Raw genomic sequence first — 12,228 nt, 5'->3', positions numbered from 1 at the left:
GTATCGGGCACACTGAGTGCCATGTCAGCGTTGACCACCGTCGGATTGCCCGTCGCCCTCGGCATCATCATGTTCGGCCTCGGGCTGAGCCTCACCCTCGGCGACTTCGCCCGAGTCCTGAAGCAGCCCAAAGCGGTGATCGTCGCCCTCGCCTGCCAGCTCCTGCTGCTGCCGGCGATCTGCTTCGGGCTCGTGATCGCCTTCCAGCTGCCGCCGGTCCTCGCCGTCGGCATGATGATGCTCGCCGCGTCTCCCGGCGGCACGACGGCGAACCTGTACAGCCACCTGTTCCGCGGCGACATCGCGCTGAACATCTCGCTCACCGCCGTGAACTCGGTCATCGCCGTCATCACGCTGCCGCTCATCACGAACTTCGCGATCTGGTACTTCGAGCCGTTCGACGATCAGCTCGGCATGCAGTGGTCCAAGGCGCTCGAGGTGTTCGCGATCGTGCTGCTGCCCGTCGCGGGCGGCATGCTCGTGCGCCGTTTCTGGCCGCGTTTCGCCGCGGGCATGGACAAGCCCGTGCGCATCGCGTCGGTCATCATCCTGGTCGTCGTGATCGCCGGCGCCGTCGCGTCGAACTGGGCGCTGCTGGTCGAGAACTTCGCGCGGCTGTCGCTCATCACGATCGTGTTCTGCCTCGTGAGCCTCGCCATCGGATACCTCGTACCCCGCTGGCTGCGCGTCGGCAAGCGCCAGGCGATCGCCTCGTCGTTCGAGATCGGCATTCACAACGCGACCCTCGCGATCGTCATCGCGCAGACGGTCCTCGGCTCGGTGGAGCTGTCGCTGCCGGCAGCCGTCTACGGAGTGCTGATGTTCTTCGTCGCCTTCGGGTTCGGCTTCCTCATCCGCGGACGCGACCGAGCGGATGCCGCCACCCCACCCCGCCCAGACCGTGAGACCGCATCGGGCGGCCGAGACCGTGGGTAAACCCCGCATCCTCGGCGCGCAGATGCAGTCTCGCGGGTCCGGGGCGGAGGGGCGTTCGTAGACTGAGGGGATGCGCCCGCTCACGGAAGACGTTCTCCGAGCCGCCATGGCCAACGCCTCGCCCGACGATGTGCGACTGCTCGCCGTGCCGGTCGACTTCGTCATCACCGACTGGGACCACCTCGACTTCTACGCGTGGCGCGACCCGCGCACGCGCTCCCGCGGCTACATCGTCGCCGAGCTCGACGGCGAGCCGCACGGGGTCGTGCTGCGCGCCGCCGACGGGTCCTCCCGGGCCCGGTCGGCGATGTGCAACCTGTGTCACACGATGCAGCCGTCCGACCAGGTGACGCTCTTCACGGCGCGCAAGGCCGGCGACGCCGGAGAGCACGGCGACAGCGTCGGCACCTACATCTGCTCCGACCTGTCGTGCCACGAGAACGTGCGACTGGCGGCTCCGCTCGCGCCCAGCGAGATCCGCGCGAGCGTCGACCGCCGCATCGACGGCACCCGCGCGCGCGTCGAAGCGTTCGTCACGCGCGTGCTCGAGACAGCGGGCTCGCGCCGGTGACGGTCGTCGTCATCGGCGACGCGCTGATCGACGAGCTGCGCGACCCCCGCGGCATCCGCGAATTCGTCGGCGGAGCCGCGCTCAACGTCGCGGTCGGCCTCGTCCGGCTCGGCGTGCCGGCGACCCTCATCGCGATGGTGGGCGATGATGACGCGGGCTCGCGCATCCGCCGATACCTCGGCGACCTCGGCGTCGGGCTGATCGCGACCCCCGCACCGCACGGCTCCGCGCGCGCCGTGAGCACGCGCACGCGAGGGGAACCGCAGTACGAGTTCAACGAGGCGGCCCGGCGTCGCCGCATCCGGCTGGGCGAACGCGAGCGCGCCGTCATCGCGGCGGCCGATCTCGTCGCCGTCAGCTGCGTCGCCTTCGACGACCCCGAGCAGGCGGATGAGCTGCGCGACGCGCTCGCCGACGCAGCATCCGTCGCGATCGACCCGAACCCCAGACTCGGGATGCTGCGCGACCGAGCCGCATTCGTGCAGGGATTCGAGCGCGTCGTGCCCGGCGCTCGGCTGATCAAGGTTGGCGACGACGACGCGCGGCTGCTCTACCGCGAGCCGCTCGACGCCGTGCGGGCGCGGATGGTCGAGCTCGGCGCGCACGCCGTGCTCGCGACCCGCGGATCGGCGGGCGCCACGATCGAAGCGGGCGACGTGGTCCTGACCCGGCCGGCGCCGCGACTGCCCGGCCGGATCGTCGACACGATGGGTGCCGGCGACGCCGCCTTCGCCGCCGCGCTCGCCGGGCTCGTGGACCATCCGCCGATGCACGCGGACGGCTGGGACGCGGTGCTTCGCGACGCGATGGATATGGCCGCCGCCACGTGCCGTTTCGAGGGCGCGCTGCTGCGCACACCGAGGGCTCTGGACGGCATGGATCTGGGTCGTATCGGCACCTGAGCGGTTCGATTTCGAACACCGGCAAGATGCGCGTAAGATTGTGGATCGCGCCTCCGGTCGACTGAAAAAGCTGGGCGGGTGCGCACCCGGCGAGTTACCCAAGCGGCCAAAGGGATCTGACTGTAAATCAGACTGCTCAGCATTCGGGGGTTCGAATCCCTCACTCGCCACCACACTCCCCCCGCGATCCGCGCGCCTGCGCCCGCCTTCTGCGTATGCCCTCGCCGCCCCCTGCCGCCCGAGCGGCGGCATCCCTCTCACGTCAGCCCGTCCCCGTTCGCCGACTTGCGCCCTGTGTCGGCGACACGCCGGGCGTGTCCGACATAGGGCGCAAGTCGACGATGCGCGGGCTGCGTGCGGGCGGCGCACCTCAACGATGCGCGGGCTGCGTGCGGGGCGCCGCACCTCGACGATGCGGGCGGCGCACGTCGACGATGCGCGGGCTGCGTGCGGGCGGCGCGCATCGATGTTGGGGCCGGCGACGTCGAGAGATCAACCCCGCAGGTTGTCGCGGAGCGTCGGTCCCGCGTACTCGGTGCGAAACACACCGCGACGCTGCAGTTCGGGCACGACGCCGTTCACGAACTCTTCGAACGACGAGTGGTACAGCGCCGGCATGATGATGAACCCGTCGGCGGCCTCGCCGCGGAACAGGTGCTCGAGCTCGTCGGCGACGCTCGCCGGCGAGCCCACGATCTGAGGATGCAGCTGATTCAGCGCCTGCTCGATCGCGAGGTCGGCGACGGTGTAGCCCCGCTGCGCGCTCACCGCGGCGAGCATGTCCTCGAACGCGACGCTCCCCGTCGCACCCCGGTGCGCCTCGAGTGTCGTGACGGCGGATGCGGCGGGGTCGAGCGACTCGGCATGCAGCAGCCGAGCGAGCTTGACCAGGGCGTCGTCGAGCGAGATCTGCGCGCGCAGCTGCTCCAGCCGCGACTGCGCATCGGCGTCCGTCCGCCCGAGCACCGGCTGCAGACCCTGCAGGACACGGATGCTGTCCGGATCCCTGCCGTGATCTCGCTCGGCGCGCCCGCGCAGCTCTTGGCGGAAGGCCCGCATCTGGTCTTCGGAGTCTCCGATCGCGAAGACCACCTCCGCCCATCGCGCCGCGAAATCGCGTCCGCGCGGCGAAGCTCCCGCCTGCATGAGCACGGGGTGCCTCTGCGGACTCGCCGGCACCGTGAGGGGTCCGCGCGCCAGGTCGGCGTTCCGCGCCGGCACTCGGTGCACGCGGTCCGGATCCGCGAACCGGCGCGCTTCGCGGTCGAGCACGAGTGCGTCCGCATCCCAGCTCTTCCACAGATCCACGACCGTCTCGGCGACCCGGTCGGCGTTGTCGTACCGAGCGGCCGACCCCGCGATGCTCTCACGCCCGTGATTGCGGGCCTCGGCGTTCGTCGTGGAGGTCACGATGTTCCACGCGACGCGTCCACCCGACAGCTGGTCGACGGTCAGGAGCTGCCGCGCGATCGTGTACGGCGGCGCGAAGCTCGTGGACACGGTCGCGCCGAGCCCGATCCGGCTCGTCACTCCCGCGACGAGCGAGATGAGCGAGATCGGATCGAGGTAGATGCTGCCCTTCCCGCCGGTCGCCAGGGTCGTGTCGACCGTGCCGTCCGCGGCTTCGGGCACCGCCAGTGCGTCGGCGAAGAAGATCATGTCGAACCGGCCGCGCTCCAGCATCCGCCCCAGGTCAGCGAAGAATTCGCCGCGCAGCCAGTCGGCCCGCCCGAGCGGGTTGCGCCAGTTCTCGGCATACTGGCTCGTCGGCGGATTCACCATCGCGACGAGGTGCATCTGCCTCGCCACGTCAGCTCGCCGCGAGGGTCGGACTGTTGATCGAGATCGTGACGTGGGTCGTCACGTGCTGCACGGTTCGTCCCACCGCGATCCAGGCGTTCGCGACGGTCGTCAGCACGTCGGCGAGGTCGCCGTCCAGGCGCGTCGCGTAGTGGTCCGAACCCGCATACACCCCGATCTCTTTCGCGTGCTCGATCGCGTCGTAGATCGCCGTCATGTGATCGCCGTCGGCGCCGCCGTCGAGCAGGGGATACAGCGACCAGTGGGCGCGTGCACGGATGCCGGTGGCCGCGAGCTGCACCGGTTCGGCGCCGATCGCATCCACCCCCGCGCGAAGCTCGCACTGCAGCTCGCCGGGGCAGCCTCGGGAGAGCAGGATCGCCGCGGACACGTGCGCTCCACCCGAGGACGCGGCGGCGATGACGTCGCGCAGATAGCGCAGCACGTCGTTCTCGGCGCCGCCCACGAAGGTGGAGATGTCGGTCGTGTCGACGGTCACGGCGCTCGCGTCGGCGGTCGCGAGCGCACCCAGGATGATGTCGACGTAGGCGGAGTCGTAGACCGAGAGGGTGAAGCGCGCGCCCACCCCGTACTCGGTCGGAGTGAGCGCGTTCTGATGTGTCACGGGGGGCATGACGCACCACGATAGCCCTTCTGCGGATCTCGGCTACGCTCGTCGGTACACGGGAGCTCGGTAGACCGGGCTGAGAGGAAGGTCCCAACCTTCGACCGTCGAACCTGATCTGGATAATGCCAGCGCAGGGAGGCATCTCTCCTTCACCCGTGCCCGATCAGAGGGGCACACCCATGCGAAAACTCCACGCCCTCGCGGCATCCATCTCCATCGTCGCGTTCGGTCTCACCGGCTGCGCAGCCGGGTCGGCGGACTCGCCCGACGACCTCGAGAAGGTCACGTTCGCCCTGGACTGGGCGCCGAACACGAACCACATCGGCGTCTACGTCGCCGATGCGCTCGGATACTTCGACGAGGCGGGGATCGACGTCGAGATCCTGCCCTACGCCTCGACCTCGGTGCCCGAACTGGTCTCTGCCGGGTCGGCGGACTTCGGGCTGGCCGGTCAAGCGGGCGTGCAGCTGGCTCGCACGGCGGGTCGAGACGTCGTATCGGTCTTCCAGGTGACGCAGTCCGATACGGGCCAACTGGTGCTCCTCGGCGACCGCGACGACATCGAGCGCCCCGCGGACCTCGACGGCGGGGTCTTCGGCGGCTTCGGCTCGCCGCTCTACGGCGCGCTCGCGCGTGCCGTGATCCAGGGCGACGGCGGCGACGGCGACTTCGAAGAGGTCGTGCTCGACACCGGCGCCTATGAGGCGCTGAGTCAGCAGCGCATCGACTTCACGCTCTCGGTCTCGACGTGGCAGGACATCCAGGCCGACATCGACGGTCACCCCTACCGCGCGTTCCGCTACCAGGACTACGGCGTGCCCGACCTGCAGTCGACGGGGATCGTCTCGAGCGACGCCTACCTGGAGGTGAACCCCGAGACGGCTCGGGCGTTCGTCTCAGCCGTGCAGCGCGGTTACGCGTATGCCGCCGCCGAGCCCGAGAACGCGGCCCGCATCCTCATCGAGGCCAATTCCGACACGTTGGGCGCCGCGGAAGAGCTCGTGACGCGCAGCGCGACCCTGCTCGCGGAGGAGTACTTCGTCGCCGACGGCGTCGCGATCGGCGAGGCCGTGCCCCAGAAGTGGGAGGACTTCGGCGCGTTCCTCATCGCCCACGGTGTGCTGACGGATGCCGCGGGGGCGGTCGTGACCGAGGCGCCCGACTGGTCGGAGTACTACTCGACCGACTACCTCGAGTGAGCAGGATGCGCGGCACCGTCGGCGTCGTCCTGCCCCCGATCGCCGCCGCACTGACGATCCTCGTTCTGTGGGAGGTCGTGGCGAACGCGGGCCTCGTCGCGGCCGGCGTCCTGCCTTCGCCGACCCGGATCCTCGAGCAGGGGTTCGGCGAGCGGGAGGTGCTGCTGCGCCACACGATCCCCACGCTCACCGCGACCGCACTGGGCTTCACGCTGTCGATCGCGGTCGCATTCCTCACCGCGACCGCGCTCGACTTCTTCGCGCTCGGACGGCGGGCGGTGATGCCGCTGCTCATCGTGAGCCAGACCCTGCCGCTCATCGCGCTCGCGCCGCTGGTCGTGCTGTGGTTCGGGTTCGGTCTGCTGCCGAAGGTGCTGCTCGTCGCGTTCGTCACGTTCTTCCCGATGGTGGTGGGACTCATGCGCGGCTTCGCCTCCGCCGATCCCGACGCCGAGCACCTGCTGCGCTCGATGGGGGCGGGCACACGCACCGTGTTCCGCATGGTCCGGCTGCCCACGGCGATGCCGTCGTTCTTCTCCTCGCTGCGCATCTCGATCACCTACGCCGTCGTGGGCGCGATCTTCGCGGAGTACGCCGGCGCCGTCTCGGGCCTGGGCGTCTACATGCAGAGCGCGAAGAACGTGTTCCGAACGGATCTGGTGCTCGCGGCCGTCGCGGTCAGCTCGGTGCTGACACTCCTTCTCTACGGGCTCGTCGGTCTGGTGGAACGCCTCGTACTGCCCTGGCTGCGCGTCGAGAAGGGTGCACTGCGATGAACGTCGGCGGCCTGGAACTCACCGGCATCCGCAAAGGCTTCGACGGGATGCCGGTGCTCGATGACCTCACTCTGTCGGTCGCGCCCGGTGAGATCGTGAGCCTGATCGGCCCGAGCGGCAGCGGCAAGTCGACGCTCCTCTCGCTGCTCACGGGTGAGCTCGTCGCCGATGCCGGCCGGATCCTCTTCGACGGCGCCCCCGTGCCGGAACGAGAGCGGCCCTTCGCGTTCATGCCGCAGCGAGACGTGCTGCTGCCGTGGCGTCGCGCTCTCGACAACGCCGCGATCGGGCTCGAGATCGCGGGCGTGCCACGGCGTGAAGCGCGGCGCCGCGCCGGCGAGCTGTTCGACGCCTTCGGGCTGTCCGGCAGTGAGCGGCGCTACCCGCGCCAGCTGTCCGGAGGGATGCGGCAGCGGGTGTCGCTGGCTCGTACGGTCGTGCAGGGCAAGCCGCTGCTCCTGCTCGACGAGCCGTTCGGTGCGCTCGACGCGATCACCCGCGACGAGATGCAGGAGTGGCTGCTGACCGTCTGGGCGCAGCACCGGTGGAGTGTGCTGCTCGTGACGCACGACATCCGCGAGGCGGTCCGGCTGTCGGACCGCGTCTACGTGATCTCGCGCCGTCCCGCCCGGATCGTCGGTGAGGCCGTGGTGACGAGGGACATCCCGCGGGGGGAGGGGTTCGTCACCGATCCGCGAGTGCCCGCCCTGGAAGAGCGGCTGCGCGACCTGCTGCGTGCCGGCTAGACGCGCGCGGCTGGCCCCGCTGAGGGACTCGCCGATCGGCGCATCAGGTCGCCGTCAGGCGACGGCCCGGTGCAGCGCGGCACGGACGGCCGCGATCGCGGGTGAGGTCTCGCTGCCGGCGCGCACCGAGCTTTCGATCGTCCGGCTCCGTCCCGTGTCGTGCAGGCGGATGCCGCCGGCCCGGGCGGCCACGAGATCGGGCAGGAACCCGGCAGCGAGCCCGCGATCGATGAGCTGCGCGTGCAGCAGGACATCCGCCGTCTCGAAGGCGACGCGCGGCTCGAAGCCCGCGCCGCGGCACATCGCGTCCGACCAGGCCCGCGCGTTCGTGCCGACGTGCTCCATGATCCACGGGGCATCCGCCAGATCGGACAGGGCCTCGCCCGACCAGGAGTCCGGCACCGCGAGGCGCAGCGCATCCCGCGCGAGTTCGTCGGTGAGAACGCCCGCGCGAGGTGTCGCCGGCTCGCCCGGATAGCGCTCCGACAGGACGACGTCGAACTCGCGCGCGACCAGGCCGGGGATCGCGGCCGGGGCGTCGATGTGCGAGAAGCGCACATCGAGACTCGGATGCTGCGCCGTGAGCGCGGCCAGCGCGCGGGGCACGATCGTGTGCGCGGCCGTCTGGAAGGTCGCGATGCGTACGGTTCCCATGACGGCGCCGCGACTCGCCGCAACTCCCGCTTCGGCACGCTCGAGCTCGCGCAGGACCGCTTCGGCGTGACCCACGAGCACATCGGCGGTCGCCGTGAGCCGCACGCCGCGTCCCACCGGCTCCAGCAGAGGCACGCCGACTTCGCGCTCGAGCACGGCGAGCTGGTGGGAGATCGCCGACGGACTGTAGCCGAGTGCGGCCCCCACGGCGGCAAGCGTCCCGCGCAGCCGGAGCTCGCGGAGCAGTCTCAGCCGGTGCACGTCGTACATGGCTTCCTCTCATGAAGAGAACTCATCAGTACCGATGAGAAGCATGCTATCGATTCGTCGGTACGGACGCGGGATGCTGGCATCCACCGACCCGGGAGACGCACATGACCGACACGACTCACGCCCCCGCTTCCGTCGCGATCGATGGACAGCACCTGTGGGACCGCCTCATGGAGCTCGCGCGCATCGGCGCCTATCAGGACGACGCGACAGGACTCGTCGGTGTCGACCGACAGTCGCTCACGGACGAGGATGCCGCCGGTCGGCGCCTTCTCGTGGAATGGATGCGGGAGGCCGGTCTCGACGTCACGATCGACGAGATGGGCAACATCTTCGGTCGCAGAGAGGGGACCGAGCCCGGCCTCGCGCCGGTCATCGCCGGATCTCACATCGACAGTGTCGGAACGGCGGGCGCCTTCGACGGATGCCTCGGCGTGCTGGGCGCGCTCGAGACGGTGCGCGCTCTCGACGAGCAGGCGATCCGCACGCGCCGCCCCATCGTCGTCGCCGCATGGACCGAGGAGGAAGGTGTGCGGTTCGGCACCGACATGCTGGGGTCCGCCGTCGCGGCGGGCCGCATCCGGCTGGAGGAGGCGTACGCGCTGACCGATGCGCGCGGCCTCCGCTTCGGAGACGAGCTCGCGCGCATCGGCTTCCGCGGTCAGCGCTCCGTGCGTATCGAGCCTGTGCACGCATACGTCGAATGCCACATCGAGCAGGGGCCCGTTCTGCTGCGCGAAGGCGTCCCGATCGGCGTCGTGACCGGTGTGCAGGCCATCTCGTGGCAGCGGATCACCGTGCACGGCCGCGCCGCGCACGCCGGCACGACGCCGACCGAGCTGCGCGCCGACGCCGGACTTGCCGCGGCCCAGATCGTCGTGAAGGTCCGCGAGATGGTGGACTCGGGCGCCCATGGCCGGCTACGCGGCACCGTCGGGCTCATCTCGACGTCGCCCGGACTGCCGAGCGTCGTCCCCGACCGCGCCGAACTGACGGTGGACCTGCGCAATCCGGACGATGCGCACCTGGCCGCCGCCGAACGCGATCTCGCGGCGCACCTCGAGACGCTTCCCGGCACGCAGCCCGGCCTGCGTGTCGAGTCCGCCCGCATGGCGAGGACGACGAGCGTGCCGTTCGACACGGGCATCCAGGAGACGATCGCCCAGGTCGCGACCGACCTCGGGTACGACACGATGCCGCTCATGTCCGGCGCCGGACACGACGCGCAGGAGATGGCGGTGATCGCCCCGACCGCGATGGTCTTCGTGCGCGGCCAGTACGACGGCATCAGCCACAATCCGCGCGAGTACTCGACGCCCGAGGACTGCGCAGCGGGCATCGCGGTGCTCGCGGACACGGTCCGTAGGCTCGCGTCATGAGCGTCGACGCCTACCTGAACCCTGCCGCCCGTCGCTGGCGGACCGACCGCTCGCCCGATGTCCTCGGCTTCCACGCCTCGCTCCCGGGATACGCTCCGACGAGGCTCGTCGAGCTTCCCGGGATCGCCCGTGAGCTCGGCGTCGCGCGCGTGTTCGTGAAGGAGGAGGCTTCGCGGCTCGGGCTTCCCGCGTTCAAGATCCTCGGGGCGTCGTACGCCGTTTCGCGCGCGCTCACGGAACGAGTCGGAGACAGCGGGGCACTCGCCGTCGATGAGCTGCGCGAGCGGCTGCGGGCCACGGGGCCCGTCCGGCTCGTCGCGGCTACCGACGGCAACCACGGCCGTGCCGTCGCCCACATGGCGCGGCTGCTCGGCATCCCCGCCCGTATCTATACGCCGGCCGACATCACGCCCGAAGCGAAGGCCGGGATCGAATCCGAAGGGGCGAACCGCATCGAGGTGGATGCGCCGTACGACGACGTCGTCGCCGAAGCCGCGGAATCCGCGGGCGATGCCGACGTGCTCATCCAGGACACGTCCTGGGAGGGTTACGAGCGCATCCCGCAGTGGATCGTCGAGGGCTACACGACGCTCGTCGTGGAGGCCGATCAGCAGCTGTCCGAAGCCGGTGCACGCGCGGAGGTCGTCGTCGTGCCGGTCGGCGTCGGCTCGCTCGCCGAAGCCGTCGTGCGGCACTATCGCTCGGGCGGCACGGCGCCCACCGTGCTCAGCGTCGAGCCCACGGCGGCGCCGACGCTGCGGGAGTCGCTGCGCGCGGGCAGGCCCGTCACGGTCGAGGCGTCGTCGACCATCATGGCGGGCCTCAACTGCGGCACTCCCACCGCCGGCGGCTGGCCCACACTGCACCGCGGCATCGATGCGGCGGTGACGGTGACGGATGCCGCGACCGCACGCGCCGTGCACGATCTCGAAGCCCTCGGCATCGATGCCGGACCCTGCGGGGCGGCGACGCTCGCCGGCATCCGCTCTCTCGCCGAGGTCGCACCGCTCGCCCCCGAGGCGACCGTGCTGCTGCTCAGCACCGAGAGTCGCGCCGCCAACCCGCTCCCGACGGACCTGTCGTGAGCGATGTCGTCGATCTCCTGAAGGAGCTCATCGCGATCGACTCGGTCAATCCCGAGCTCGTGGCCGGGGGAGCGGGCGAGGCCGAGATCGCCGCGTTCGCCCACGCGTGGCTCGACGCCCGCGGGTTCACCTGCCGGCTCGTCGAGCGTGCGCCGGGGCGCACCTCGGTCCTCGCCGTCTCACCCGGATCGGGCGGCGGGCGCAGCATCATGCTCAACGGGCACATCGACACGGTCGCCCTCAGCAGCTACGACGGTGAGGGGCTGCGTCCCGTCGTGCGCGACGGGAGCCTGTTCGGTCGCGGTTCGTACGACATGAAATCCGGCGTCGCCGCGATCATGGTGGCTGCCGCGACGGTCGCCGCGGAGCCCCACGCGGGCGACATCGTCGTTGCACTCGTCGCCGACGAGGAATGGGCCAGCGCCGGCACGGAGGACGTGCTGCGCCACGTCGTGACCGACACGGCCGTCGTCGTCGAGCCCAGTGGGCTCGACCTCGTCATCGCGCACCGGGGATTCGTGTGGGCCGAGGTGACGGTCCACGGCCGCGCGGCGCACGGGTCCCGCCCGGACCTCGGAATCGACGCGATCGCGAAGGCGGGGCGCTTCCTCGTCGAGCTGGACGAACTCGGTGCGCGGCTCGCGGCGGGGGTGCGGCATCCGCTGCTCGCGACCGGAAGCGTGCACGCATCGACGATCGAGGGCGGCACGGAGGCGTCGTCGTACCCGGATCGCTGCCGGATCGTCCTCGAGCGCCGCACGGTGCCGGGCGAGGACGTCGCGTTCGTGGAGGACGAGCTACGCGGCATCCTCGACCGGATCGCGAGTGCCGATGCCGACTTCTCCTACGACCTCGCGATCACGGGGGATCGTCCGCCGTTCGCAGCGGACGAGGGGTCGCAGATCGCCGCGGCGCTCGCCGCATCGTTCGCGGAGGTGACCGGGATGCCGCCCCGCACCCGGGGTGAGCCCTTCTGGACCGATTGCGCGCTGCTGAGCGAGGCGGGGATCGACACCGTGCTGTTCGGGGTCGACGGCGGCGGCGCGCACGCGGCGACCGAATGGGTCACGATCTCATCGCTGGACACCGTGGTCCGCACGCTCGAGCTCGGGATCCGCGCGATCGTCGGCTGAGGTCACGCGGCCCCCTTCCCCGCGCCCTCTTCTCCTGTCGACTTGGGCCCTTTGGAGCGCGGTGGGGGCGGGGCGGAGACAAAGGGGGGAGGGTGACGAGGGGGGGAAGGGGTCGAGGAGGGGCGGGGGGGAGGCGTCCACGAGGCTGG

General features: G+C 70.8%; 12 protein-coding genes, 1 tRNA gene and 1 riboswitch. Of the genes, 10 read left to right on the top strand and 3 right to left on the bottom strand.

Features of this window, described 5'->3' with window-relative positions:
* The first annotated feature begins 21 nt into the window (after window positions 1–21).
* The 4 genes from ACWICD_RS10605 to ACWICD_RS10590 all read left to right on the top strand — a co-directional run bounded on the left by ACWICD_RS10605 (window position 22) and on the right by ACWICD_RS10590 (window position 2,582).
* Complete coding sequence (locus ACWICD_RS10605; RefSeq protein ID WP_376125044.1) at window positions 22–936, top strand: bile acid:sodium symporter family protein; 915 nt, start codon at window positions 22–24, stop codon at window positions 934–936.
* Between the two features lie 70 nt (window positions 937–1,006).
* A complete protein-coding gene (locus ACWICD_RS10600) occupies window positions 1,007–1,507 on the top strand; it encodes an FBP domain-containing protein (protein ID WP_454140117.1) in 501 nt (166 codons plus the stop codon).
* Window positions 1,504–2,409 carry a PfkB family carbohydrate kinase gene (locus ACWICD_RS10595; RefSeq protein ID WP_454140116.1) on the top strand — a complete coding sequence of 302 codons (906 nt, stop codon included), beginning with the start codon at window positions 1,504–1,506 and terminating at the stop codon, window positions 2,407–2,409. Before ACWICD_RS10600 ends, ACWICD_RS10595 begins: the two co-directional genes overlap by 4 nt.
* An 88-nt stretch (window positions 2,410–2,497) precedes the next feature.
* Window positions 2,498–2,582 (top strand) — tRNA-Tyr (locus ACWICD_RS10590).
* A gap of 319 nt (window positions 2,583–2,901) precedes the next feature.
* Here the strand turns inward: ACWICD_RS10590 and ACWICD_RS10585 are convergent.
* Together ACWICD_RS10585 and ACWICD_RS10580 are read right to left on the bottom strand one after the other, a co-directional pair.
* Window positions 2,902–4,218, bottom strand: a complete 1,317-nt coding sequence (locus ACWICD_RS10585) for an NtaA/DmoA family FMN-dependent monooxygenase (RefSeq protein ID WP_454140115.1) — start codon at window positions 4,216–4,218, stop codon at window positions 2,902–2,904.
* Window position 4,219: 1 nt separating this feature from the next.
* Window positions 4,220–4,843, bottom strand: a complete 624-nt coding sequence (locus tag ACWICD_RS10580; protein WP_454140114.1) for a YkoF family thiamine/hydroxymethylpyrimidine-binding protein — start codon at window positions 4,841–4,843, stop codon at window positions 4,220–4,222.
* A 39-nt stretch (window positions 4,844–4,882) separates the two neighbouring features.
* Window positions 4,883–4,992, top strand: a riboswitch (TPP riboswitch).
* 24 nt (window positions 4,993–5,016) lie between these two features.
* Here ACWICD_RS10580 and ACWICD_RS10575 point away from each other — a divergent pair.
* From ACWICD_RS10575 to ACWICD_RS10565, 3 genes are read left to right on the top strand one after another with little or no spacing between them, the layout of a single operon-like run.
* A complete protein-coding gene (locus tag ACWICD_RS10575) occupies window positions 5,017–6,036 on the top strand; it encodes an ABC transporter substrate-binding protein (protein WP_454140113.1) in 1,020 nt (339 codons plus the stop codon).
* 5 nt (window positions 6,037–6,041) lie between these two features.
* Window positions 6,042–6,812, top strand: coding sequence for an ABC transporter permease (locus ACWICD_RS10570; RefSeq protein ID WP_376125059.1), 771 nt, complete (start codon window positions 6,042–6,044; stop codon window positions 6,810–6,812).
* Window positions 6,809–7,558: an ABC transporter ATP-binding protein gene (locus ACWICD_RS10565; RefSeq protein WP_454140112.1), complete on the top strand. Its 750-nt coding sequence runs from the start codon at window positions 6,809–6,811 to the stop codon at window positions 7,556–7,558. The genes ACWICD_RS10570 and ACWICD_RS10565 overlap by 4 nt, the downstream gene beginning before the upstream one ends.
* A gap of 54 nt (window positions 7,559–7,612) precedes the next feature.
* On the opposite strand, the gene ACWICD_RS10560 is transcribed toward ACWICD_RS10565, so the two are convergent.
* Window positions 7,613–8,482 (bottom strand): LysR family transcriptional regulator, encoded by an 870-nt coding sequence (locus ACWICD_RS10560; RefSeq protein ID WP_454140111.1) that lies wholly within the window; start codon window positions 8,480–8,482, stop codon window positions 7,613–7,615.
* A 104-nt stretch (window positions 8,483–8,586) separates the two neighbouring features.
* On the opposite strand from ACWICD_RS10560, the gene ACWICD_RS10555 reads away from it, so the two are divergent.
* Genes ACWICD_RS10555 through ACWICD_RS10545 form a run of 3 tightly spaced genes read left to right on the top strand, consistent with a single transcriptional unit; the run spans window position 8,587 to window position 12,079 of the window.
* On the top strand, window positions 8,587–9,861 hold the full coding sequence (locus ACWICD_RS10555; protein ID WP_454140110.1) for a M20 family metallo-hydrolase: 1,275 nt from the start codon (window positions 8,587–8,589) through the stop codon (window positions 9,859–9,861).
* Window positions 9,858–10,946 (top strand): diaminopropionate ammonia-lyase, encoded by a 1,089-nt coding sequence (locus ACWICD_RS10550; RefSeq protein WP_454140109.1) that lies wholly within the window; start codon window positions 9,858–9,860, stop codon window positions 10,944–10,946. The genes ACWICD_RS10555 and ACWICD_RS10550 overlap by 4 nt, the downstream gene beginning before the upstream one ends.
* On the top strand, window positions 10,943–12,079 hold the full coding sequence (locus ACWICD_RS10545; protein ID WP_376125072.1) for an ArgE/DapE family deacylase: 1,137 nt from the start codon (window positions 10,943–10,945) through the stop codon (window positions 12,077–12,079). Before ACWICD_RS10550 ends, ACWICD_RS10545 begins: the two co-directional genes overlap by 4 nt.
* The last annotated feature ends 149 nt before the right edge of the window (window positions 12,080–12,228 follow it).

This window comes from Microbacterium sp. NPDC055357 (assembly GCF_053644835.1).
The sequence above is the reverse complement of the archived record's forward strand: the minus strand, read 5'-3'. Positions and strand labels throughout refer to the sequence as shown.